The sequence below is a fragment of the Micromonospora sp. NPDC002389 genome, from assembly GCF_040296095.1.
GTDB lineage: Bacteria > Actinomycetota > Actinomycetes > Mycobacteriales > Micromonosporaceae > Micromonospora.
The window spans coordinates 74,369-96,715 of the sequence record NZ_JBEOWP010000013.1 but is presented as its reverse complement, the minus strand read 5'-3'; the positions used below and the strand labels follow the sequence as shown (position 1 = coordinate 96,715).

Below are 22,347 nucleotides of genomic sequence, written 5' to 3'. Positions count from 1 at the left end.
TATCCGGACTTATTACGTCCTATCACTCGGAGCAAGCCGAGGCTCGCACCGACGAACCAGGGTAGCGGGCCGCGGCTCGCCCGTCCGATATCCGGGACCCCGGCGTGCCCCCGCCAGCCGACGGCCTGACCTGCGACCAGCCGGTGCCGGTGGCGGAGTGTGCCTAGCATCACCGATGACGACCACGACGAAGGGACGACGCGATGCTTCGCAGGCTCGCCGGTCTGGCCGGTGTCAGCGCCCTGCTCGCCCTCCTGCTCGCCTGCGGGTTCGGCGGCGGGGGCGATGACGACGACGATGACGATGACGACGACTTCGCCCGCGCGGCGGTCGTCGCGGTGGTGTCCCAGGGGTGATCCGGTACGCCGCTGGCGCACCGTGCGCGGGCGGCGTCCACGCGGCCGGCACCGACCACGCAGGCACGCTGGTTTGCGGTGGCGTCCGGCGGGGCACAGCGTCGGTGGCGAACCGCCGACGTCCGAGGTCTGCCCCGGCCACCGGCTTCGGCACTGTCGAGGAGGGAACCACATGTTCGGAAGCAACCTGCTGGACCGTCGCAGCAAGCCGGAACAGATCACGGACCAGGCGTGGCAACACCTCGTCTCGGCGGGCGACAGCATCCGGGACGCCGCCCGCTCGGCGCGGCACACCTCGGCCGGTTTCGCCGACGACGCCGGTGACCTGGTCGGATCGGCGGCCGAGGAGGCGCGGCACCGGGCCAGCGTGGCCTTCGACGCGCTCGCCGGACGCCGTCCCGCGCTGCCCTGGACCCTGTTGATCGGCGCGGCCCTGGTCGGCGCCGCGATCGGCTGGGCCGCCGGCAGCGCCGCGCGGGCCGCCGGCAGCCGGGATCGGGCCGTCGACGACATCGAGTTCGTGGACGTCGAGCGCCCGGACTCCCCCGCCGGCCCGCTGACCTGACGGCACCGCCCGACCGGCAGTTCGATGTAAGGAAGGGTCCCCTGCTAACGCCTCGTGCATAGCAGGGGACCCTTCCTTGCATTTGTGCGCGGCATCTCGCCCGAGCCGGGTGAGGCCGGATCACCCGGACCCCCACCAGGCTCGGTCCCGGCGGACCCGTATCGGGTCCGCGCCCGACACCGCGAGAGGAGCGAGGAGATGGCCAGCATCTCGACGATCCAGCGCACCGACGAGCACATCCGGACCGCGGTGCTGGACGAACTCGACTGGGAGCCCCGGGTCCGGCCGCACGAGATCGGGGTGAGCGTCGCGGAGGGCGTGGTGACACTGACCGGACGGGTGGACGGCTACGCCAAGAAGTGGGCGGCGGAACGGGCCGCCCACCGGGTGGCCCAGGTCCGGGCCGTCGCCAACGACCTCGCCGTGCACACGGCCACCGGCGCGGAGCGTACCGACCCGGAGATCGCCGCCGCCGTGACGCACGCCCTCCAGTGGCACGCGTTCGTGCCGGTCGAGCAGATCGACGTGACGGTCTCGCAGGGCTGGGTCACCCTGCACGGCGAGGTCGAGTGGGAGTACCAGCGCCGGGCCGCCCAGCAGGCGGTCGCCGGGCTCGGCGGCGTACGCGGGGTCAGCGACGGTCTCGTCGTCCGACCCTCGGTACGCCCCGACGGCGCCGTGCTGGCCCAGCGGATCGTCGACGCGCTGGCCCGCAACCAGGCCACCCAGGCCGAGCAGGTGACGGTACGCGTGCACGGCGACACGGTGCTGCTGGGCGGGTTGGTGCACTCGATGCCCGAGCGAGCCGAGGTCGAACGGGTCGTCTGGTCCGCTCCCGGCATCCGCGAGGTGCAGAACCACATCGCGGTGGCCCCGGTGCTGGGCTGAGCCGTCCCGGCCGCCCAACCACCCCGGCCGGGTGACCCCGCCTCACCCGGCCGGACAGCAGACTGGCGGGTATGACCGATCGGCTGACCACGCCATTGCAGGTCACTGCGCGGCTCCGCACACCCGTCACGGAGCACGACCACGTCCGGGGCCCGGTGGACGCGCCGGTGACGATCGTCGAGTACGGCGACTTCCAGTGCCCGTTCTGCGGGACGGCCCACCGCAACCTCCAGGAGGTCCAGCGGCAGCGGTCCGACACCGTCCGCCTCGTCTATCGGCACTTCCCCATCGCCAACATCCACCCGTACGCGGAGCGGGCCGCCGAGGCGGCGGAGGCCGCCGGTCGGCGCGGACGGTTCTGGGAGATGCACGACTGGCTCTACGAGCACCAGGACCAACTCGACCCGGTGCACCTGACGCTCGGCATCGAGCAGCTCGGCCTGCCGGTCGACGAGGTGGACGCGGAGATCGGGCGGCACGCCGGTGGTGACCGGATCCGGCAGGACTTCGTCGGCGCGATCCGTAGCGGCGTGGACGCCAGCCCCACCCTGTTCGTCAACGGCGACCGCCACGACGGCGACGTCGACCCGGGCACCCTCCTGACCGTGGTCGACGACGCCACCGGCTGACAGTGGCCGAGGCGGTGGCGACGGTGGCGGGCGAGCACTCACCCGCCACCGTCGCGTACCCGGATCAGATGAGACGCAGTTGGCGGGCCCGGCGTACCGCGTCCCGACGGCGGGTCGCGTCCAGCTTGCGATAGATGTTGCGGACGTGCGTCTTGACGGTGTTCACCGAGACGGACAGCTCGGCCGCGATCTCCACGTTGGACAGGATGCTCTGCAGGTACCGCAGGATGGTCAGCTCCCGCTCGGTCAACGGCTCGTCCAGTGCCGCCACCGGCACGCCGGGCGTACCCCGCCCGTCCGACACCTCGACGGCACGGACCAGGTCACTGACCGTCGGCCAGTGCGCCGTGCCGGAGTCCAGGTGGGCGGCGAGCAGGTCCCGCAGGCCCGGCTCGGCCCGGGTGAACGGCCGCCGGTACCCGTCCGGGGCCGCCAGGTCGAGCGCCTGCTCCACCGTCCGGCCGGCCCGCCGCCCGTCCCCGCTCCGGGCCGCGAGCACCGCGTCGAGCAACGCGGCTTCCAGGCGTACCGGCAGCGGCCAGTCGGCCGACGACGGCGCCGACCAGTCCGGCAGCAGGCGGGCGGCGGCGCGCGGGTCACCGGCCCGCAGCTCGACCCGGGCGGCGGCCACCGCCAGCGGGGGCGCCGACGACTCCGGGTGGCCATTGGCCAGGTCCCGGGCCGTCGCCACGTCACCGCGGGCGCTGTGCAGGTCCGCCTCGGCCGCCCGCAGCCGCACGTCCAGCTCGCCGCCCCGGCCGGACCAGCGGCTCCGGGCCTCCACCAGCAGTCGGTGGGCCACCGCGAGATCCCCCTCGTCGCCGCGCAGGTACGCCCGGCACCAGCCCGCCACCGCGCCGGCCGCCGCCTCCTCGTTCGCCGATGCCGCCAGGGCCAGGTTCGCCTCGGCCTCCGCGGGCTGGTCCCGATGCAGCGCCACCAGGGCCAACGCCAGGTAGGCGTACCCGCAGTCGAGCTGCGCCGACCAGCCCTGGCAGGGCGGCAGGGCCAGCGCCGCGCGGGCCGCCTCCTCGGCCGCGCGCAGCTCGCCGCGCAGCGCCGCGAGCAGCGCCCACCGGCTGGCGCAGACCAGTTCGGTGCGCGGCCGACCGGCCGACCGCGCCGCCGCCAGCGCCGCCGCGAACCCGCTCGCCGCACCGGCCAGGTCACCGGCGTCGAGGGCGAGCAGGGCCGAGGCGGTACCGGCCACCGCCCGCACGTCGGCGTCGTCCCTGGTGCCGGCCCGTGGGTCGTCGGCGCGGACCGTCGCGCCCCCGTCCGGAGCGACGAGAGCGTGCCGTCCCGCAGTGGCCTCCACGACGGTGGCCTCCACGACGGCGGGCTCCGCGACAGCGGTGGGCTCCTCGACGGTGGGCGATGCGGCGGTGGGCGATGCGGCGGTGGGGCGGGTGGCGAGCAGGCGGGCGGCGGCGGCGCGTACCGCCTCGGGGTCGTCGGCCAGCCGGGCCAGGGTGAGTTCGACGGCGACGACCAGCCGGGCGAACCGGCTGCGGCGCGGTTCCGGCAGGGCGCGGGCGTGCCCGGCGGCCAGCCGTAGATGCCGGTGGGCGGCGTCGCCGTCGCCGTCGAGGGCCCGCTGGGCGGCGCAGGCCAGCGCCAGTTCCGGGTCACGCGACACCGCCTCCGCCGGGGGTGGCGCGGGCACCGGCCCGGTCCGGCCGCCCCGGTCGTACGCCAACTCGGGCCAGCCGGTCACGAACAGGTCGGTCGCCCTCGTCCAGTCGCCGGCGACGAGCGCGTGCCGCAGCGCGTCGGCCGGTCGGCTGTTGCCGGCGTACCAGCTCGCCGCGCGCAGGTGCAGGTCACGCTGCTCCTCGGCGGGCAGCCGGGACACTTCGCGGTACAGCAGGTCGGCCAGGAGCGGATGGCACCGGTACCACACCGGCCGCCCGCCGTCGGGGTGCAGCAGTCCGGCGTCCGCCGCGAGCGCGCCGAGTCGCCCCTCGGCGTCGCCGTCACCGGTCAGCGCCACCGCCAGTCCGGCGCAGACGGTGTCGGTGACCGCCGCGCGGCGCAGCAGGTCCCGATCGGCCGGGTCCAGCCCGGCGAGCACCTCCTCGCGCAGGTAGCCGGCGATCTCCGGCTGGTCCGCGCCGAGCTGGCTGATCCACCGGTCCGGGTCCGGCTGGCCGTGCAGCCCGAGCGCGGCGATCCGCAACGCCGCCGCCCACCCCTCGGTTCGTCCGCGCAGCCGCTCGACGGCGGCGGCCGGCACCGCCACCCCGTGCGCGGTCAGCAGGTCGGCCACCTCGTCGGCGGTGAAGGCCAGGTCACCCGGACCGATCTCGGTCAGTTCACCGGCCAGCCGTAGCCGGTGCACCGCCAACGGCAGGCCGGCCCGCCCGGCCGCCACCACCCGCAACCGCTGCTCGGTGTGCCGCAGCAGGAACTCCAGCCCGGCCAGGGCGGCCGGATCGGTGACGCGGTGCAGGTCGTCCAGGATCAGCACCACGGGTCGCTCCCGGGCAGCCAGGGCGGCGGCGAGCACCTCCAGTTCGTCCGGGCGTGGGGCCCGGTCGGGCACCGGCGTCGCGGCCGGGTCCGCCCCCGGGTCCGCGACCGACCGCAGCGCTGCCGCGAGGTACGACCAGAGACGGTCGCTGTCGTCGCCGGCCTCCACCGAGATCCAGGCCGGTGCCGGGGCGTCCGGGTCGGCCTCGGTCACGGCCTGCCGCCACGACGCGAGCAGCGTGGTCTTGCCCCACCCGGCGGGCGCGCGGACCAGCGTGACCGGCGACGTCACCCCCTCGTCCAACATCCGGGCCAGCCGGGGACGCAGCACCACCGGTCTCGGGAGCACGGCAGGCGTCAGCCGCGACGCCAGCAGGGGCGGGCCGGCCGGTACGCCGACCGCCCCGGCGGTCCGTACGGTGCTGCGGTCATCCGGCATCCGGCCCACCCCCACGGACGCGTACTCCTCCCCGGTCCTGCGGCGGGCGGTTACCCGACCGGCAGCCGTTCACCCCTTCGGGGCGAGCCGGGTTCACCTCACCCCGGGCGAGCGTGGAGAGGTTCCGTCCGCTGGTCGGGGCCGCCGATCCGGACGATCGGGGCGGACACGGATCCGGAGGTGCGAGTGGGACGGGTCAGGACGGTCGTCGCGGTGGCCGGCGTCCTCGGTGGGGCGGCGGCGCGTACCGCCCGGTCGGTGGTCGCCCGCCGGTGGGCCACACGCCGCCGGGGACCCGACGGCGCCCGCACCGGGCGCTGGCAGGTGGTCACCGTCGACCGCCCGGCGGAGGAGGTCCTGCCGGCACGCGGCTGGCCCGAGCCGCTGCGTCGGCTCGACGGCGCGGTCGACGTCGCACTGCGCGCCGCGCCCGGCGACCGGGGCGTCGAACTGGCCGCCCGACCACGGACCGACGCCACCCCGCCAGGGTTCGCCGCCCACCTGGTCGGCGACGACCCGCAGCTCCTGGTGCGCCAGGCGTTGTGGCAGGTCAAGCAGCTCGTCGAGGCCGGTGAGGTGTTGCGCGCCGACCGTCCGTCCACCGACCGACCGGCGCGCCCGCCGGGATGAGGGCGCTGTGTTGGACCTCCGGCGGGGACCTGGCCGTGCGCCAGGTCCCGGACCCGGAGCTGCGCAACGACCAGGACATGATCGTCCGGGTACGCCGCAGCGCCACCTGCGGCGCCGACCTGTCGCTGCTCGCCGGGCGGACACCCGGCCTGTCCCCCGGCGACGTGCTCGGCCACGAGTTCCTCGGCGACGTGCTGGAGGTGGGTCCGGCGGTCCGCCGGCACCGGGTCGGCGACCGGGTGGTGGTCTGCGCCTCGGTGGCCTGCGGTGCCTGCTGGTACTGCCGGCGCGGGCTGCCGGCCTGCTGCGACAACGGCAGCACCGAGCCGGCCGCCGGGGAGGCGGAGTGGGGGCACCCGGTGGCCGGCTGCTTCGGCCAGCCCCGGGCCGCCGGAGGCTTCGCCGGCAGCCACGCCGAGTACGTCCGGGTGCCGTACGCCGACGTCGGGGCGTTCACCGTGCCGGAGTCCGTCGGTGACGACCGGGCCCTGTTCGCCTCGGACGCCGCCCCGGCCGGTTGGATGGGTGCCGACCTGGGCACGGTCCGCCCCGGGGACGTGGTGGCCGTCTGGGGTGCCGGGGCGGTGGGGCAACTGACCGCCCGGGCGGCCGGGTTGCTCGGCGCCGACCGGGTGGTGGTCGTCGACCGGCACCCGGGGCGGCTGCTGATGGCCCGGCAGCACACCGGCGCGGAAACCCTCGACCTGCGCCACACCGACGTGCTGGCGGAACTGCGCGAGCTCAGCGGCGGGCGGGGACCGGACGTCTGTGTGGAGGCGGTCGGCGGCGCGGCCGAGGAGCCCCGGTCCCTGGCGGAGCGTTTCACCGGACGCCGCCGCGCGCCCGAGGCGCTGCGCGAGGCGGTGCACGCCTGCCGCAAGGGCGGCACGGTCTTCGTGCTCAACGGCGGCACGCGCGTCGTCGACGCGTTCCCGACCGGCGCGGTGGTGCACAAGGGGCTCACCGTGCGCGGAGCGCGCCAGCACGGCCAGCGGTACATCCCGATGCTGCTGGACCGGATGGCCCGCGACGAACTGCGTACCGAACACCTGGCCACGCACCACTTCCCGCTGGAGCGGGCGGCCCAGGGGTACGCGCTGTTCCGCGACCACCCCGACGACTGCCTGCGGGCCGTGTTCACCCCGCACGAGCCGCTATCGATCGACGGTCGGCCCGGTGGATGACATCATCGCGGAATGGCTGCGGAACGGACGTACGACGTCGTGCTGTTCGGGGCGACCGGGTTCACCGGTGAGCTGACCGCGCAGTACCTGGCCCGGCACGCGCCGGCCGGACTGCGCTGGGCGATCGCCGGACGCAACCCCGACAAGTTGGCTGCGGTCCGGGACCGGCTGGCCGCGATCACGCCGGACCTGGCGGACCTGCCGCTGCTCACCGCCGACGTCACCGACCCGGCGTCGCTGCGGGCGGTCGCCGAGCGGGCCCGGGTGGTGGCCAGCACCGTCGGCCCGTACGTGCACCACGGGGAACCGCTGGTCGCGGCATGTGCGGCAGCCGGCACGGACTACCTCGACATCACCGGCGAACCCGAGTTCGTCGACCAGATGTACCTGCGGCACCACGCCGAGGCGACCCGCACCGGGGCCCGGCTGGTGCACGCCTGCGGCTTCGACTCGATCCCGCACGACCTGGGCGTCTGGTTCACCGTCAAGCACCTCCCGGCCGACGTACCGATCACCGTGGACGGCTACGTACGGGCCGGCGGCCGGTTCTCCGGCGGCACGTACCACTCGGCGCTGACCGCCTTCTCCCGGCAGGCCGAGACGTCCCGGGTGGCCCGCGAGCGACGGGCGGCCGAACCGCGCCCCACCGACCGCCGGGTCCGGGCCGTGCCGGGCAAGCTGGCCCGGTCGCGGGACCTGCCGGTCTGGGCGGTGCCGCTGCCGACCATCGACCCGCAGGTGGTACGCCGCTCGGCCGCCGCCCGCCCCGAGTACGGGCCGGACTTCCGCTACCGGCACTTCGCGGCGGTCAAGCGCCTGCCCACCGTCCTGGTGGCGGGCGTCGGCCTGGGCGCGCTGGCCGGACTCACCCGGCTGCCCCCGGCCCGGCGCTGGCTGCTCGGCCGGCTCGCCTCCGGCCAAGGCCCGAGCGCCGAGCAGCGGGCCGAGTCGTGGTTCCGGGTCCGTTTCGTGGGCACCGGCGGCGGTCGGCGGGTGGTCACCGAGGTGGCCGGCGGCGACCCCGGCTACGACGAGACCGCCAAGATGCTCGCCGAGTCCGCCCTCTGCCTGGCCCTGGACGACCTGCCGGCCACGTCCGGCCAGGTCACACCAGTGACCGCGATGGGCGACGCACTCCTGACCCGCCTCACCACCGCCGGCCTCACCTTCCGCGTCGTCGAGTGAACGGTGCTGGGCGAACGGTTTTGGTGAAAGGAAGGGTCCCTTTCTAACGCCTCGTGTATAGGAAGGGACCCCTCCTAACATCCGCCCGGCGCCCGGTTGACCCTCGACCTGGTCGAGGCGGCAGGATCTGCGGGGTGGAGCGTGACCTGCGCAGCATCGGCGAGGTAGCCCGGGACAGCGGGCTGACCGTGAGTGCCCTGCGGTTCTACGACGCCGCCGGGGTCCTGGTGCCGGCCCTGGTGGACCCGGTGACCGGATACCGCCGCTACACCGACGACCAGGTCGCTTCGGCCCGGCTCGTCGCCGGGCTGCGCCGGGTCGGCCTGCCGGTGGCCGAGATCGCCCAGGCGGTACGCGCCGAACCAGCCGTCGTGCACCGGCTGCTCGACACCCAACTCCGACGGTTGGCCGACGGGCTGGCCGACGCGCGCCGCGAGGTGTCCCGGATCCGGGCACTGCTGCCGGTCGAGGAGTCGCACGCTGCCACCCGGCTCACCCTGGACCGCGCGGGACTCGCCGCCGCCGTGGACGCGGTCCGCTTCGCCGTCGGGACCGACCCGGAACTGCCGGCGCTCACCGGTGTCCTGTTCGACGTGACCGACACGGGCGTACGGCTGGTGGCCACCGACCAGCACCGGCTGGCGGTGGCGAGCGCCGACGCGACGGTGGACGGCCCGGCGGTGCGTACGCTGCTGCCGCTGGCGGGGGTGGACAGGCTGAGCCGACTGGTGACCGACCCGGACGTCGACGCGCACGAGGTACGGCTGACGCTGACCACGTCCCGGCTGCACGCCGACGTGGGCGGGCGGGAGCTGCACGCCACGGCGCTGCCGGACGACTTCCCCGACTACCACGTGCTGCTGCCCCGCGCGGGCGAGCACGGGCCGATCCGCCGCATCGCGGTGGACGCCGAGTGGCTGGCCGGCGCGCTGCGGGCGGGCGGTCCCACGCTGACGCGCGAGTACGCCGGTGCTCCGCTGCCGGTGACCGTACTCGGGTTGGGGACGGGCGACGGGCTGCGCCTGCTCGGCCCCGACGACCTGCACCACGCCGACGACCTGCGGGTCGGGGTGAACGGCGCGTACCTGCTCGACGCGCTGGACGCGGCCGGGAGCGGCCATCTGGTGCTCGAACTGGACAGCCCGGTCACCCCGCTGGCGATCCGCCGCCCGGACGACGAGGGCGCCTTCTCCATCCTGATGCCGATCCGGCTCTGACCGAACGCGCCTGATGCCGATCCGGCTCTGACCGAACGCGCCGCTGTCTCGGCACAAGCGTGCCCACCGGCTCTGACCGAACGCGCCCGCCGAGCGTCCCCACCAGCTCTGAGCGAGCGCGCCGGCCGAGCGCGCCACCGGCTCAGCGCGAAGCGCGCCGCTGAGCAGGATCGGTCGGGCGGGTGCGGGAGTCGGGGCGATCCGGGCGCGGCGGTAGCATCTGGTAGTCCACCCGACTTCCGGACGGAGGCGTACGGAGCAGCATGCTCGACATGGAGTTGATCCGGAAGGATCGCGACGCGGTGGCGACCGCGCTGGCGAAGCGGCTGGAGGCCGCCGAGGTCGACCGGGCGCTGGACGACATCCAGCAGCTCGACCGGGAGCGTCGCCGGCTGATCAGTGAGATCGACGGGGAACGCCAGCGTCGCAAGGCCGAGGCACGGGCGTACGCGCAGGCGAAGCGGGCCGGTGTCGAGCCGGAGACGACCTCCGAGGTCGGCCGCAAGCAGATCGCCGAGTTGGAGAGCGAACTCGACGAGGTGCAGGCACGGCTGCGTACCGTGATGAGCGAGCTGCCCAACCTGCCCGCCGAGGACGTGGTCCCCGGTGGCAAGGAGGCCAACCGGGTGGTGAAGACCTTCGGCGCGCCTCCGGCGATCGAGAAGGTCCGTGATCACGTCGAGTTGAGCCGGGCGCTGGGCCTGGTCGACCACGAGCGCGGCGTCAAGCTGGGCGGGTCGGGCTTCTGGATGTACACCGGCCTGGGTGCCCGCCTGGAGTGGGCGCTGGTCAACTGGCTGATCGAGAGCAACATCGAGGCCGGGTACGAGTTCCTGCTCCCGCCGCACCTGCTGCTGGACACCGCGGGCTTCGCCGCCGGCCAGTTCCCGAAGTTCTACGACGACGTCTACCACCTGGACAAGCAGTCCGCCCCGCGTGGGCAGTTCCTGCTGCCGACGGCGGAGACGGCGATCCTCGGCGCGTACCAGGACGAGATCCTGGAGGCCGCGAAGCTGCCGCTGCGGGTGTTCGCGTACACCCCCTGCTACCGCCGCGAGGCGGCGGGCTCGCACTCCGACGAGCGCGGCACCGTGCGGGGCCACCAGTTCAACAAGGTGGAGATCTTCCAGTTCACCCTGCCCGAGCAGGCCGACGCCGCGCTGGAACAGATGGTCGCCCACGCGGAGAGCCTGGTCGAGGGGTTGGGCCTGCACTACCAGCGCAGCCTGCTGGCGGCCGGCGACTCCAGCGCCTCGATGCGCAAGACGCTGGACATCGAGGTGTGGATGCCCAGCACCGGCAAGTACAAGGAGGTCTCGTCGGTCTCCTGGGGCGGTGACTACCAGGCCCGACGGGCGGCGATCCGCTACCGCGAGCCGGGCGGCAAGCAGACCCGGTTCGTACACACGCTGAACGGCTCGGCGCTGGCGACCAGCCGGCTGCTGCCGGCGATCCTGGAGCAGTTCCAGCAGGCCGACGGTTCGGTGCTGGTGCCGGAGGTGCTCCGCGACCGGATCGGCACCGACCGACTCACCCCGCGCTGACCGGTTCGTCGGGGGTCGCCGCGTGCGGCCCCCGACGCTCCGACCCGCTGCCCGGTACGCCGACCGGCGCACTGCCGCTGCGCGCGGTATCGACCGGTGGTGCGGCGTCGCTCGGTGCGGCGCCGCTCGGTGCAGTGCCGCTCCGTGCGCTCGCGTCCGGCGGCTCGCGGCGGAGTGCGGTGTTAGCAGGGGACCCCTGCTCTACCGCAGGCGTTAATAAGGTGCCCTTCCTTCGCAGCAAGCCGGCGAGCAGCAGCACGCCGGCAACCGCGACGAGCACCGCCGGACCCGCGCTGTCCAGAGCCGCCGCCAGCGAACGCTGGACACCGGCGACGGCGCTCACCACCGGATCGGCGAGCGCCTCGCGACGACCGGCGGCCAGCCGCGCCTCGTACCAGCCGTACCAGGCGACGTAACCGCCGGCGAGCAGCAGCACCAGGCCGCTGACCCGGGGCGCCCAGGCGCCGGCGCCCCTCAGCCGGGCGACCACTTCGCCGCGCAGCAGCGCCACGCCGAGCGCGGCCACCGCGACCACCAACCCCATCCCCAGGGCGTACGCCCCGAACAGCGCCAGCCCGCGTCCGGTCGATCCGGCCTGGAGGCTGGTCACCACGATCGCCAGGAACGGCGCGATGGCGCAGCCCAGCGAGGCGGTCGCGTACGCCATGCCGAACAGCACCATCGACGGCCAACTGCGGGTCAGTCGGGGCGCCCGGGTCAGCGGGCGCAGGCTGGGCAGCCGTCGTCCGGCGAGCAGCCAGCAGCCGAGTAGCAGGAGCAGCAGTCCCAGCCCGACGGTGAACCACGGCAGCCGGGGACGCAGCCACCCGGCGAACGGGGCCAGGGCCAGGCCGAAGGCACCGAACACCAGCACGTACCCGCAGGTGAGCGCGGCGGCGGCGGTGAGTGCCCGGCCGACGGCGCCCCGGGTGTCGGTGGCCCCGGCGACCAGCAGCGACAGGTACGCCGGCAGCATCGCGAAGCCGCACGGGTTGACCGCGCCGAGCATGCCCGCGGTCAGCGCGAGCAGGAGCGGCGCCTCCATCAGGCGGCCAGCGCGGTGACCCGCCGGGTGAGGTCCTCCCCGTCCAGCCACCCCTTGTGCGCGACCTTGCCCTCCCGATCGATGATCACGAAGGTGCTCTGCTCGACGACCCCGAACCGCTTCCAGAGCGTGCCCTGCCGGTCGTCGATCTGCGGCATCGGGCCGAGTTCGAACTCGGTGACGAAGTCGGTCATCGCCTTGCGTTCGCCGAGCCCGGCGACGCCGACGATCGGCACGGTGTCCCGGAAGCCCGGTTCGATCTCGGCGATGGTCCACGCCTGGCTGGCACAGGTGGCACACCAGGGCGCCCAGAACCAGAGCACCACCGGACGACCGGCCAGGGCGGCGGCGTCGAAATCCGCACCGGCCAGGGTCTGCCCGGTGAACCGCAGGGTGTCGGGTACCGGCACCGGAGTGGTGGGGCCGGGCGTCGGTCCGGCGGGCTCCGCAGACGCCGGGGTGGGTGCGGGCGCGGAGGCGGACTCCGGTACGGCCGCAGCCTCCTCGACCGAGTCCGCGGCACCGCAGCCGCCGGCCGCCAGCGCGGCGGCGAGCAGGACGGCGACCGCACCGATGGCACGTCGCGTCGGTCGGACCGGCCTCATCGGTGTCTCCTTCGGTTCGCTGGTACGGCCACCGGCCGCCCGCCCGGTCCCGCTTCGGTCACCGCACGGGCACGCACTCCCGCTTCGGTTGCGGTACGCGTACGCACTCCCGCTTCGGTCGCGGCACGCGTGCCCGGTACCGGCTTCGGTCGCGGCACGCTCAGGCCTTGGTCAACCGCAGCGCCAGCTCCGGGCAGACCTTGACCGCCTTCGACGCGCCCTCCCGCAGCCAGGTCGGCACCGGGGTGGGCGGGAAGGCGGGATAGCCGTTCTGGTCGAGCCGGATGAAGTCCGGCACCACGTGGGCGCAGAGGCCGTGGCCGTCGCACCGGGACCAGTCCAGGACCAGCTTCTGCGGGTCCGGGTCGGGGGCGCCGGGCAGGCCCATCATGCCCTTGACCCGCCGGCCGCAGCCCTCGCCGGTGGTGTGCTTCTTGAGGTCGTCGGCGAAGACCTCCATCGCCGACAGCGCGAAGCGGGACGTACCGTCGGGGTGGCTGCACGCGCCGCGCCCCTTGACGTCACCGGCGGCGGCTCGCACCACCTCCACCGGCGCGCTGCCGGAGACCGCCAGGTCGACCGCGCGGGCCAGGTCGGGCAGGCCCCGCTTGCACGGCCCGCACTGCCCGGCCGACTCGCCGGCCAGGTAGCGCACCACCTGGGCGGCCTCGCCGAGCGGGCAGGTGTCGTTCGCGAGCGGCACGATGATGCCGGCACCGAGGGTGCCGCCGACCGCGGCGAGTCCCTTGCGGGAGACCTCGGCCTTCTCCGCCGCCTCCCTGGTGATCCACTTGCCGTGGTAGCCGCCCATCAGGATGCCCGGCCCGTCGGGCACCTCGCAGAGTTCGAGGATCTCCCGCAGCGGGGTGCCGGCCGCGCACTCCACCACCGCGTGCCGCTTGGCCGCGCCGGTCACGCTGAGCAGCACGGTGCCCGGCTCGTCGTCGGTGCCGAGCGCCGCGTACTCGTACGGGCCGAGGCGGGCGGCCACCGCGAGCTGCGAGTACGTCTCGGCGTTGGAGAGCAGGGTGGGCAGGTTGCTGACGCCGGAGTCGCTGGAGCGCTTCTTGGTGCCGGGCGGGATGTGCGGCAGCCCGTTGATCCCGTTGACCAGCGCGCCGCCCTCCCCGCTGATGAACCGGTGCGGCACCGTCACCACGCTGGTCGGCACCGGCATCCGCCGCTCGTCCAGCGCCTCCATCAGGGAGTCCCGGCCGACCAGGTCGTCGGCCACGCAGAGCACGATCTCCTCGGCGTCCAACGCGAAGGCGGCCAGCGCCGCGCCGTCCAGGATCAGGTGCGGGGCCCGGGTGAGGATCACCTTGTCCTTCCAGCTCGCCGGCTCCCCCTCGGTGGCGTTGACCACCACCACCGGCGGCAGGTCCTGGCGTTCACAGGACTCCAGCACCGCCCGCAGTTTCCTGGCGAACGGGAACCCGGCGCCGCCCTTGCCCTTGAGCTGGATGCCCTCCGCGAGACGCAGCAGGTTGGACGGCTCCATCGGGCTGATCGGGCCGTGCACCATCTCGTGGGCCTGCAGGTCGAGCCGGCCGAACTCGGCGAACCCGGCGGTGAGCCGGGGCTCACCGACACAGGCCACCGGCGGGACCACGGCACGCTCCGTCACTTGGCCTCCCCTCGCAGCCCGGCCCAGTAGGCGCCGTCCACCTTCTCCGGGTCGGCCCGGCGACGCCGGCTGTCCGACGCCCGGCGGGCGCGCCGGGAGGCGAGGTCGACCAGGGTCGGGGTGTCGTCGTCCACGTCGTCCTCCGCCGCGTACCGGGCCGGGGGCCGCCAGTAGTCGTTCTCCGCCTCCGGCACGTCGTCTTCCACGCTGTGCCGCCCGCCTCCGCTGCGCGGCTCGGCGGAGATGGGCGTACCGGAGATCGGCGAACCCGAGATGGGCGCACCGGAGATCGGACCGGCCGAGATCGGGGCGTTCGACTCCCAGCGACGCGGGCTGTCCCAGGGCTCCTCCGGCTCGTCGGCGCGGCGGCGGGGCGGGGACGAGTAGCGGGTACCGGCGTCGTCGTCCACCCGGGAACGGCGGTACCGGCCGGTCTCCTCGTCGTCGCGGCGGCGTCGGCCGCCCGGCTCGCGCTCGTACTCCGACTCCTCCTCGCGGCGGCGCGCGGAGCGTCGGCCCACCGACTCGCGCTCCTCCTCGCGGCGGGACGCACGGCGCCGGACCGGCTCCTCGTCCTCGCGGACCCGGCGGCCCACCGGCTCCAGCTCCTCCTCGTCCCGGCGGTACGCGCGCCGCCCGGTGGACTCCAGCTCGTCGTCGCGGCGGACGGCACGCCGGCCGACCGGTTCCTCGTCACGCCGTCGGGACACCGGCTCCATCAGCTCGGTCTCCCGGCGGATGGCCCGCTCGAACTCCTCCTCCTCGCGACGCGAGGGACGCCGCACCACCGGCTCCAGGTCCTCGTCGAGGCGGTCCCGGCCGGGACGTACCGGCTCGCGCAGACTGCCCGGCTCGGGGACCACCGGCACGGTGAAGCGCTCCGGGTCGTTGCGCCGGATGGTCGGGCTGGCCCAGGTGCCGGAGGTGCTCTCGGCCCAGCTCATGTCGCGGCGCACCCGCTTCTCGCGGCCGTCCTCGCCCTCGGCGCGCCGGCCGGTGAGGGTGCCGAGCAGGCCCTTGCCCCGGGTCTCCTCGGTGGACTTGCTGCCGGTCATCGCCTCGTTGAGCGCGGCGGCCTGGTGCTGCTCGCGACTGCGGCGCTGGAGGCTGACCGAGAGGCGGACCAGCAGCGCCACCACCACCAGCACCACGCAGAGCCAGTAGCTGAGGGTGACCCAGGTGGCCGGCGCACGTCCGGCGCCGAGGCCGTGGAAGATGCCGAAGGGCCAGGACAGGTACGCCATCGAGTGCAGGCCGCGCCACAGCCACTTGGGACCGACGTCGGCGAACCGGGCCCGGATGATGCCGGTCCAGAGCACACCCACCATGAGCAGCGCGGCGATGGTGCCGAGGCCGACGTAGAGTCCCCGGCCCCCGACGAACGGCACCGCCATGTCGGTGACCCCGGCCCGACCGCTGGCGATCTTCGTGATGACGTGGAAGACCAGGCCGGCGACGCCGAGGATGCCGGTGGCCCGGTGCGCCGACTGCAACAGCACCCGGTGCCGGATCAGCAGCACCAGCCGGTCGGTGGCGAGCAGCCCCATCATCACGGTCAGGCTCAACGCGACCAGGGCGATCACACCGGCGAAGAACTCGGTGAAGAAGAAGCCCATGGCGTACGCCCGCTGGCCGACGTTGGTGAGCATCATCAGCGCCCACAGCGCCGCGATCCCGGACGCGGACAGCGCCAGGATCTGGCTGCGGGACCGTACCCGGATGCCTCTGGTGCTGGTGCTGGTACGGACGGCAGGCGCCTTCTCGTTCTGCGTAGCCCGGGCCATTAGCTCCTCGATCGTCTCGCGGCGGCGCACCGCCGGCCGACCCTGTTCCCCCCACCAGTACGTCCGGAGCGTTCAGTCGGATTAGCTCCAGCCGAAAATTTCTCGACGAGTTGTCGAACCGTCTCCCCGCCCGGCGCGTGTAGCGGCTCCGCCACCCTGTCGGAGACAGTCACCGACGTCCATCGCCTGAGGTGCAAGGAAGGGCCCCCTGTTAACGCCTCGTGCATAGCACGGGCCCCCTCTTAACATTGACAGCCGATGAAACGCGCTTGTAATCTTGCCGAAATTTTCAGTCCCGGTTGCAAGATCCGGGCAATCGCACCGCCGTCCCCGTCCTCCGGCACCCCAGGAGCACCCGATGCGTCGACGTCGACTCCGCCCGGCGATCATCGCTCTCGCCGTGATCGCCAGCCTCCTCGCACCCGGCACCGTGGCCACACCCCCGGCCGCCGCCGCCCCGACCGGCGGCAAGAAGGTCATCGCCAACCTCTTCGAGTGGAACTGGCCCTCGGTGGCCGCCGAGTGCACCAGCACACTGGGCCCCAAGGGCTACGGCTACGTCCAGGTCTCACCCCCGCAGGAACACGTACGCGGCAACCAGTGGTGGGTCGCCTACCAGCCGGTCAGCTACCGGATCGAGTCCCGCAAGGGCACCCGCGAGCAGTTCCGGTCCATGGTGGCCACCTGCCAGGCGGCCGGCGTCAAGGTGATCGTCGACGCCGTCGTCAACCACATGTCCGGCCAGACCAACGGCGGCACCGGCTGGGCCGGCTCGTCCTACCAGCACCACGTCTACCCCGGCATCTACCAGGCGCAGGACTTCCACTACTGCGGCCGCAACGGCAACAACGACATCGTCAACTACCTCGACCGGTACGAGGTGCAGAACTGCGAGCTGGTCAACCTCGCCGACCTCAAGACCGGCTCCGAGTACGTCCGGTCCCGGCTGGCCGGGTACCTCAACGACCTGCTGTCACTGGGCGTGGACGGCTTCCGGCTGGACGCCAGCAAGCACATGCCCGCCGCCGACATCGCCGACATCCTGCGCCGCCTGAACCGCCCCGCGTACGTGGTGCAGGAGGTCATCTACGGTCCCGGCGAGCCGATCCGGCCCGAGGAGTACACCGGCAACGGTGACGTGCACGAGTTCCGCTACGGCAAGGACCTGGCCCGGGTCTTCCGCTCCGAACGGCTCGCCTACCTGCGCAACTTCGGTGAGGGCTGGGGGCACCTGCCCAGCTCGGTGGCGTCGGTCTTCGTGGACAACCACGACACCCAGCGCGACGACGGCGGGGTGCTCACCTATCGCGACCGGGGCACGTACGCCCTGGCCAACGCCTTCATGCTGGCCTGGCCGTACGGGTCGCCAACGGTGATGTCCAGCTACACCATCACCAACCGCGACGCGGGCCCGCCCTCGGACAGCAACAACAAGACGCTCAACACCACCTGCTACTCCGGCTGGGAGTGCGAGCACCGCTGGCCGGTCATCGCCAACATGGTCGGCTTCCGCAACGCCACCGAGGGCACCGGGGTCAGCAACTGGTACGACAACGGCTACCAGCACATCGCCTTCAGCCGCACCGGCCGGGGCTTCGTCACCATCAACGACGAGGATTTCCCGATCACCGGCCGCTCGTACCAGACCGGCCTGCCCGCCGGCCGCTACTGCGACGTCATCCACGGCACCTTCGCCAACGGCACCTGCAGCGGCCCGGTCATCACCGTCGACGCCAACGGCTGGTTCGCCGCCACCGTCCCCGCCCACGACGCCATAGCCCTCCACACAAACGCCCGCCTCCCCTAACCCCCACTCCCCCGCCCCGCCCTCGGCGAGTTGATCAAGAGGTTTGTGTCGGGGTTCTGGTCGATTCCGACGCGAACTTCTTGATCAACGAGGTCGGGTGGGAGCCACGGGAGGAAATGGGGTTTTTGGGGTGGTTGGGTTGTTAGGGTTAGTTGTGCGGATTGGGGACTGGGGCAGGGGGCGACGGGGAGTCGTCGCGGCGGTCGGGGTTGCCGTGTTGCTGGGCGGGTCGACGTACGTCGGCTGGGCGCTGACACCGTCGCCGGAGCCGGCACCGATCGCACGGCCGAGCGACCGGGCGGAGATGCCGAGTCCGACGCCGCCACCGCTCGACGAGATCGTCGCGTCCGCCGCACCGGCACCGGACGACCTGCCCGAGATCGACTACGACCCGGCGCCGACCGGCTTCCCCGACGATCCGGACACTCTGGACACGACCCCGTTGACCGAGGGGCTGCGGCCGACCCGACGACTGGCCGCGTACGACGGGCCGGGCGGGCGACCAGTCGCCTTCCTGATGCCCACCATCAGCGAGGTGCCGCTCACCGTGCCGATCGCCCGACGCGAGCAGGGCTGGACCGCCGTCCTGCTGCCGTCGGCCAACCGCAAGCTGGCCTGGCTGCCACCCGGCGGCTTCCGGACCGTCGCGCTGCGGGACCAGATCGTGGTGGAGCGGGTGCCGTACCGCCTCACCTGGTACCGCGACGGGGTCGCCCGCCGCACCTGGCAGGTCAGCCTGGGTCAGCGCGGCCAGGAGACACCGCTGGGCCGCACCTTCGTCCTGGGCCGCACCCCACCGCCGGAGAGCGTGTACGGCGGAGTGGACATCTACGCCCTCGGCTCGATCCCCGACGACCCGGACTCGGTGCCGGCCGGACTGCGCGGCGCCCACATCGGCATCCACACCTGGTACCACGACGGCGAACTGGGTCGGCAGACCACCAACGGCTGCATCCGGCTCACCCCCAGCGGGCAGCGCCTGTTGCTCAAGGAGGTGCCCGAGGGCAGCCCCGTGGTGGTCGTCGACGAACTACCCGCCGCACCGGCCACCGCCTGAGCAGACCGCCGACACACGGCAGGCCGCCGCACCCGGCTCAGCCGACGATCGGGGCCAGGTAGCCGCGCAGCACCTTCTTCAGCTCACGTACCTCGACGTCCCGCTCACCCTCGGGCGCGGCGACGACGATCGGCCCTCGCCTCGGGCGAGATGAGCTTCCTGACCGGTACGAGCGTCCTGGTCGACGGTGGCATGCTCAGCGGCACCGGCGGTGGCGAGATCCCGGACCTGTGATCGACCGCCCTCCGACCACCGCGTGAACGAGGCCAGCGAGGAGACCGGATGACGCCATCGGCTGCGGTACCGGAGACCGCGCCCCACCAGGCCCGGTTCTGGTGGCCGGTGCTCGGGGGCGGTGGGGTCCTCGGTCTGTTCGCCTTCGTCGGCGACGAGGTACCGGGTGTGGCGGGACTGGTCATCCTCACCCTGACCAGCACCGGTTTCGTCTGGGGCATGGCAGCCCTGCTGGCCGGGTACGCGTCGCCCCATCCCAGGAGCGCCATCCGCAACGCCACCACGCTGCTGCTCGTCGCCACCGTCGCGTACTACGGGCTCATCCTGGTGCACGGGCGGCGCTGGCACTCCGGGCAGTTGGCGGACGGCAGTTCTGCCGCCATGTCGGGCCTGGCCTCGGTGGGCCGCCACTCCGCGCTCTGGCTCGTCGCCTCCGTCGCCGCCGGGGTGACGCTCGGTTGGCTGGGCACCACCGTCCGGCGCGGAACACGACTGCGAGCCTCGCTCGCCGCCGGGGCGGCGGTGGGACTGCTCGCCGGCCAGGGGCTGCACCTCGTGGCTACCTTCCAGGCATGGCATGTCCTGGACGACCCGTTCTTCCTGGGCAACCTCGTCGCTGCCGGGGCCAGCGTCGCGCTCGCCACGGTGAGCGTCACCGTTCTCCTTGCTTACCGCAGGGCCACGAGGTCCTGGCCGACGTTCGTCGCGGCGTCCGTGGTGGCCAGCGTGGCGGGAGCCCTGCTCTGGAGTCAGATCGATTCGATCCGATCAACCATGTAGACGCACTAGCCAGACGCCACGTCGACCGGGGGTCGAACCGCCTGCGCCATCAGCTCGACAGCGATCCAGACAGCGACAGACGGTGCGGGCGCCTCCGGCAACGGCCCTCTTCAAGTTCCGCCAGCGGCCTGGCCGTGACGATTCGCGCCAGCCATCAATACACTCAGCACTTGAACAAGTACGTTCGGTTTCCATAGACTCGCGGTCGCGCGCTTTCCCGTCCCCTCCGGGAGGTCGCCTTGGGCACGTCGACCCGTCTACCCGGCCCGACCACAGGCGGCTGGACCAGCACCAAGCGCCGCCTGGGCGGCTGGACACCTGATCCGGAGAGCCAGCCGGATGAACTCGCCACCACCGACCAGCGCTTCTTCGAAGAGACCGCAGCACACCTCCGACGGGCACTGCGCGACGCGCTCCGCGAGGATCCGGACCGGTTCGGCCTCCAGGAGGCGGCCCGGGCAGGCGGCGAGCGTCTGGTCACCGTCCTGGACGACCTGCGCCGACCCGATCCGGCGCTGCTTCGAGACATCACGGATCAGGGCGCGATCACACCTGAGGACGAGTTCGTCCGGCGGTTCGTCGACGAGGTCGGCGGCGACGGTCGAATAATCGTCGACGCGGTCACCCGCTGCACGGCGCGACGGGTGGCCGAACGCCTCGTGGACGCGGACGGCGGCGTTCTCGCCGGTACGCGGACGAACGGCATCAGCGGCGAGCTGTTCTGCGACCTCTACCGGCTGTTCTTCGGGGGCATGGTCGGCGAGTTCGTGCACGTCCTGATCGCCGAGCACGTCAAGCTCGCCGTGCCCGTACTGGCGCTCGATCCCACGGGTACCGTGGCCGGCCTCGTCGCCGACCAGGTGGTGAAGATCCTCCCCGATCCCTGCGCGGTGGCCGCCGTACGAGAGCCCGAGCGGCCCCGCCTCGCCGACGTCGCCCGGGATCTGCTCGCGGAGACGGTAGCCGAAGCGGTCGGCCTCGGCGACCACGGACTGGAACTGGCCGCATGAGACCAGCCACCTATGCGTACGACTATCCGACCTCCCGGGACGAGAACGGCCGGGAGAGAATCGGCCGGGGCTACCTCGAAGCCGCCCCCGAGGCGCTCTGCACCCTCAGCGAGGTGCCGTGGCGCCGTCCCGCCTGGGCGGAGGACCTACTGCACATCGCTCGGGCGGTGTTTCTCGCCGACAAGCTCTCCCTCCGCGACACGGCGGACGACCGTTGGACCCGACAGGTCAACCTTCGGGTCCAGGTGACGAACGCGGACGTCTGGCACGGACACGCGCTCGAACTGTTCTCGTCGCTGGTCGGGGCTCTCACTGCGGACCGCTGGCGGATCAGCGTCCGCCCCGGTGCACCGCCCCTGCCGCATCAGGGCAGAAGCCACTACGACACCTCGATCGAGGAGGTCGCCCTCTTCTCCGGCGGTCTCGACTCCACCGCGTACGTGGCGGAGCGGTCCCTGGTGCCCGCAGGTGACCTGCTGCTCGTCTCCTACTTCGAGCCCAAGTGGAAGACACCGCAGGATGCCGTGTTCGGTGCGATCGATCGTTCACGGCGCCGAGGGCTGTCGCAGTTCGTGTCGTCACAGCAGGTACGCGCCGGGCGTCCAAGGCTGGAGAAGTCCGCGCGTACCCGAGGACTGCTCTACGCGGCGACCGCCGTCTTCTTCGCCGCCACCCACCGGGTGGCACAGGTCGCCGTGCCGGAGAACGGCCAGTTGGCGCTGAATCCGGCACTGACGCCGGCCCGGGTGGCGGCCTGTTCCACCCGATCGGTGCACCCCTTCACGTTGGGGCTTCTCAACGAGCTGATCCGGCAGGTCGGTGGCGCCGTCGAGGTGGTCAATCCGTACCTGCACCTCACCAAGGGTGAGGTGTGCCGTCGCGCACTGAACGCGGGTCTGACGCCGACGACGTTGACCCGGCACACGGTGAGTTGTGGTCGCGCTTCCAGCAGCCATCCGGAGCTGCACTGCGGCCACTGCTATCCGTGCCTCATGCGCCATTCCGGGCTCCTCGCGGCGCTCGGAGACGACGACACGCTGTACTCGAAGCGGGTATGGGACCTGCCGGACCACGACCGGAAGACCGAAGACCGCCGCGCGTTGCATCGCTGGTTGGAGCGCCGGTTCCAAGTACGCGACCTCGTCACCGACATGCCGGTCCCGGCCGGCATCGACCTGGCCCCGCTCGTCGCCGTGGTGGATCGGGGGCGGTCGGAGCTGTCCGCCATGTTCGACCGTCATCGGGAAACCGGCAGGTAGCCGCAGTGGTGACGTTCCGGGCTGGCATGG

The 22,347-nt window shown here is 73.3% G+C and carries 19 protein-coding genes; 14 read left to right on the top strand and 5 right to left on the bottom strand.

Going from position 1 to position 22,347, the window contains the following annotated elements; genetic code table 11:
* The first annotated feature begins 203 nt into the window (after positions 1-203).
* From ABT008_RS23360 to ABT008_RS23345, 4 genes are all read left to right on the top strand, one after another.
* Positions 204-356: a hypothetical protein gene (locus ABT008_RS23360; protein ID WP_350698408.1), complete on the top strand. Its 153-nt coding sequence runs from the start codon at positions 204-206 to the stop codon at positions 354-356.
* Between the two features lie 172 nt (positions 357-528).
* Entirely contained in the window at positions 529-921 is a 393-nt protein-coding gene (locus tag ABT008_RS23355) for a hypothetical protein (RefSeq protein WP_350698406.1), read from the top strand.
* A 198-nt stretch (positions 922-1,119) separates the two neighbouring features.
* On the top strand, positions 1,120-1,809 hold the full coding sequence (locus ABT008_RS23350) for a BON domain-containing protein (protein ID WP_350698404.1): 690 nt from the start codon (positions 1,120-1,122) through the stop codon (positions 1,807-1,809).
* A gap of 83 nt (positions 1,810-1,892) precedes the next feature.
* A complete protein-coding gene (locus tag ABT008_RS23345; RefSeq protein ID WP_350698563.1) occupies positions 1,893-2,438 on the top strand; it encodes a DsbA family protein in 546 nt (181 codons plus the stop codon).
* A 64-nt stretch (positions 2,439-2,502) separates the two neighbouring features.
* Here the strand turns inward: ABT008_RS23345 and ABT008_RS23340 are convergent, their stop codons facing one another.
* Positions 2,503-5,349: a helix-turn-helix transcriptional regulator gene (locus ABT008_RS23340; RefSeq protein WP_350698402.1), complete on the bottom strand. Its 2,847-nt coding sequence runs from the start codon at positions 5,347-5,349 to the stop codon at positions 2,503-2,505.
* 186 nt (positions 5,350-5,535) lie between these two features.
* Here ABT008_RS23340 and ABT008_RS23335 point away from each other — a divergent pair, with 186 nt between their 5' ends.
* From ABT008_RS23335 to serS, 5 genes are all read left to right on the top strand, one after another.
* Complete coding sequence (locus ABT008_RS23335) at positions 5,536-5,979, top strand: hypothetical protein (RefSeq protein WP_502890490.1); 444 nt, start codon at positions 5,536-5,538, stop codon at positions 5,977-5,979.
* Positions 5,976-7,163: an alcohol dehydrogenase catalytic domain-containing protein gene (locus tag ABT008_RS23330; RefSeq protein WP_350698400.1), complete on the top strand. Its 1,188-nt coding sequence runs from the start codon at positions 5,976-5,978 to the stop codon at positions 7,161-7,163. The genes ABT008_RS23335 and ABT008_RS23330 overlap by 4 nt, the downstream gene beginning before the upstream one ends.
* A gap of 12 nt (positions 7,164-7,175) precedes the next feature.
* Positions 7,176-8,348: a saccharopine dehydrogenase family protein gene (locus ABT008_RS23325; RefSeq protein ID WP_350698399.1), complete on the top strand. Its 1,173-nt coding sequence runs from the start codon at positions 7,176-7,178 to the stop codon at positions 8,346-8,348.
* A gap of 146 nt (positions 8,349-8,494) precedes the next feature.
* Positions 8,495-9,565 (top strand): DNA polymerase III subunit beta family protein, encoded by a 1,071-nt coding sequence (locus ABT008_RS23320; RefSeq protein WP_350698560.1) that lies wholly within the window; start codon positions 8,495-8,497, stop codon positions 9,563-9,565.
* 263 nt (positions 9,566-9,828) lie between these two features.
* Positions 9,829-11,109, top strand: a complete 1,281-nt coding sequence (gene serS, locus ABT008_RS23315) for a serine--tRNA ligase (RefSeq protein ID WP_350698397.1) — start codon at positions 9,829-9,831, stop codon at positions 11,107-11,109.
* Here the strand turns inward: serS and ABT008_RS23310 are convergent.
* The 4 genes from ABT008_RS23310 to ABT008_RS23295 all read right to left on the bottom strand — a co-directional run bounded on the left by ABT008_RS23310 (position 11,096) and on the right by ABT008_RS23295 (position 16,200).
* Entirely contained in the window at positions 11,096-12,154 is a 1,059-nt protein-coding gene (locus ABT008_RS23310; protein ID WP_350698395.1) for a cytochrome c biogenesis CcdA family protein, read from the bottom strand. The two genes, serS and ABT008_RS23310, sit on opposite strands and share 14 nt — an antisense overlap.
* Positions 12,154-12,759 (bottom strand): redoxin domain-containing protein, encoded by a 606-nt coding sequence (locus ABT008_RS23305; protein ID WP_350698393.1) that lies wholly within the window; start codon positions 12,757-12,759, stop codon positions 12,154-12,156. The genes ABT008_RS23310 and ABT008_RS23305 overlap by 1 nt, the downstream gene beginning before the upstream one ends.
* 160 nt (positions 12,760-12,919) lie before the next feature.
* Entirely contained in the window at positions 12,920-14,386 is a 1,467-nt protein-coding gene (locus ABT008_RS23300) for an NADH-ubiquinone oxidoreductase-F iron-sulfur binding region domain-containing protein (RefSeq protein ID WP_350698391.1), read from the bottom strand.
* Entirely contained in the window at positions 14,383-16,200 is a 1,818-nt protein-coding gene (locus ABT008_RS23295) for a ferric reductase-like transmembrane domain-containing protein (protein WP_350698389.1), read from the bottom strand. Before ABT008_RS23295 ends, ABT008_RS23300 begins: the two co-directional genes overlap by 4 nt.
* A gap of 328 nt (positions 16,201-16,528) precedes the next feature.
* Between ABT008_RS23295 and ABT008_RS23290 the strand changes: the two genes are divergently transcribed.
* From ABT008_RS23290 to ABT008_RS23270, 5 genes are all read left to right on the top strand, one after another.
* Entirely contained in the window at positions 16,529-17,977 is a 1,449-nt protein-coding gene (locus tag ABT008_RS23290) for an alpha-amylase (protein ID WP_350698387.1), read from the top strand.
* Between the two features lie 304 nt (positions 17,978-18,281).
* On the top strand, positions 18,282-19,034 hold the full coding sequence (locus ABT008_RS23285; RefSeq protein WP_350698385.1) for a L,D-transpeptidase: 753 nt from the start codon (positions 18,282-18,284) through the stop codon (positions 19,032-19,034).
* Between the two features lie 282 nt (positions 19,035-19,316).
* The gene (locus tag ABT008_RS23280) at positions 19,317-20,048 is read left to right on the top strand and encodes a hypothetical protein (RefSeq protein WP_350698383.1); all 732 of its coding nucleotides are present in this window, start codon (positions 19,317-19,319) and stop codon (positions 20,046-20,048) included.
* Between the two features lie 239 nt (positions 20,049-20,287).
* Positions 20,288-21,058: a hypothetical protein gene (locus tag ABT008_RS23275; protein WP_350698381.1), complete on the top strand. Its 771-nt coding sequence runs from the start codon at positions 20,288-20,290 to the stop codon at positions 21,056-21,058.
* Positions 21,055-22,317, top strand: coding sequence for a 7-cyano-7-deazaguanine synthase (locus tag ABT008_RS23270; protein WP_350698379.1), 1,263 nt, complete (start codon positions 21,055-21,057; stop codon positions 22,315-22,317). Before ABT008_RS23275 ends, ABT008_RS23270 begins: the two co-directional genes overlap by 4 nt.
* Positions 22,318-22,347: the final 30 nt, after the last annotated feature.

What these genes read in the sequence shown, in the direction of transcription:
- ABT008_RS23355 (WP_350698406.1), top strand. Translation starts at nt 529, where the DNA reads ATGTTCGGAAGCAACCTGCTGGACCGTCGCAGCAAGCCGGAACAGATC.
- serS (WP_350698397.1), top strand. Translation starts at nt 9,829, where the DNA reads ATGCTCGACATGGAGTTGATCCGGAAGGATCGCGACGCGGTGGCGACC.
- ABT008_RS23280 (WP_350698383.1), top strand. Translation starts at nt 19,317, where the DNA reads ATGACGCCATCGGCTGCGGTACCGGAGACCGCGCCCCACCAGGCCCGG.
- ABT008_RS23340 (WP_350698402.1), bottom strand. Translation starts at nt 5,349, where the DNA reads ATGCCGGATGACCGCAGCACCGTACGGACCGCCGGGGCGGTCGGCGTA.
- ABT008_RS23290 (WP_350698387.1), top strand. Translation starts at nt 16,529, where the DNA reads ATGCGTCGACGTCGACTCCGCCCGGCGATCATCGCTCTCGCCGTGATC.
- ABT008_RS23310 (WP_350698395.1), bottom strand. Translation starts at nt 12,154, where the DNA reads ATGGAGGCGCCGCTCCTGCTCGCGCTGACCGCGGGCATGCTCGGCGCG.
- ABT008_RS23285 (WP_350698385.1), top strand. Translation starts at nt 18,282, where the DNA reads ATGCCGAGTCCGACGCCGCCACCGCTCGACGAGATCGTCGCGTCCGCC.
- ABT008_RS23325 (WP_350698399.1), top strand. Translation starts at nt 7,176, where the DNA reads ATGGCTGCGGAACGGACGTACGACGTCGTGCTGTTCGGGGCGACCGGG.
- ABT008_RS23330 (WP_350698400.1), top strand. Translation starts at nt 5,976, where the DNA reads ATGAGGGCGCTGTGTTGGACCTCCGGCGGGGACCTGGCCGTGCGCCAG.
- ABT008_RS23305 (WP_350698393.1), bottom strand. Translation starts at nt 12,759, where the DNA reads ATGAGGCCGGTCCGACCGACGCGACGTGCCATCGGTGCGGTCGCCGTC.
- ABT008_RS23360 (WP_350698408.1), top strand. Translation starts at nt 204, where the DNA reads ATGCTTCGCAGGCTCGCCGGTCTGGCCGGTGTCAGCGCCCTGCTCGCC.
- ABT008_RS23270 (WP_350698379.1), top strand. Translation starts at nt 21,055, where the DNA reads ATGAGACCAGCCACCTATGCGTACGACTATCCGACCTCCCGGGACGAG.
- ABT008_RS23350 (WP_350698404.1), top strand. Translation starts at nt 1,120, where the DNA reads ATGGCCAGCATCTCGACGATCCAGCGCACCGACGAGCACATCCGGACC.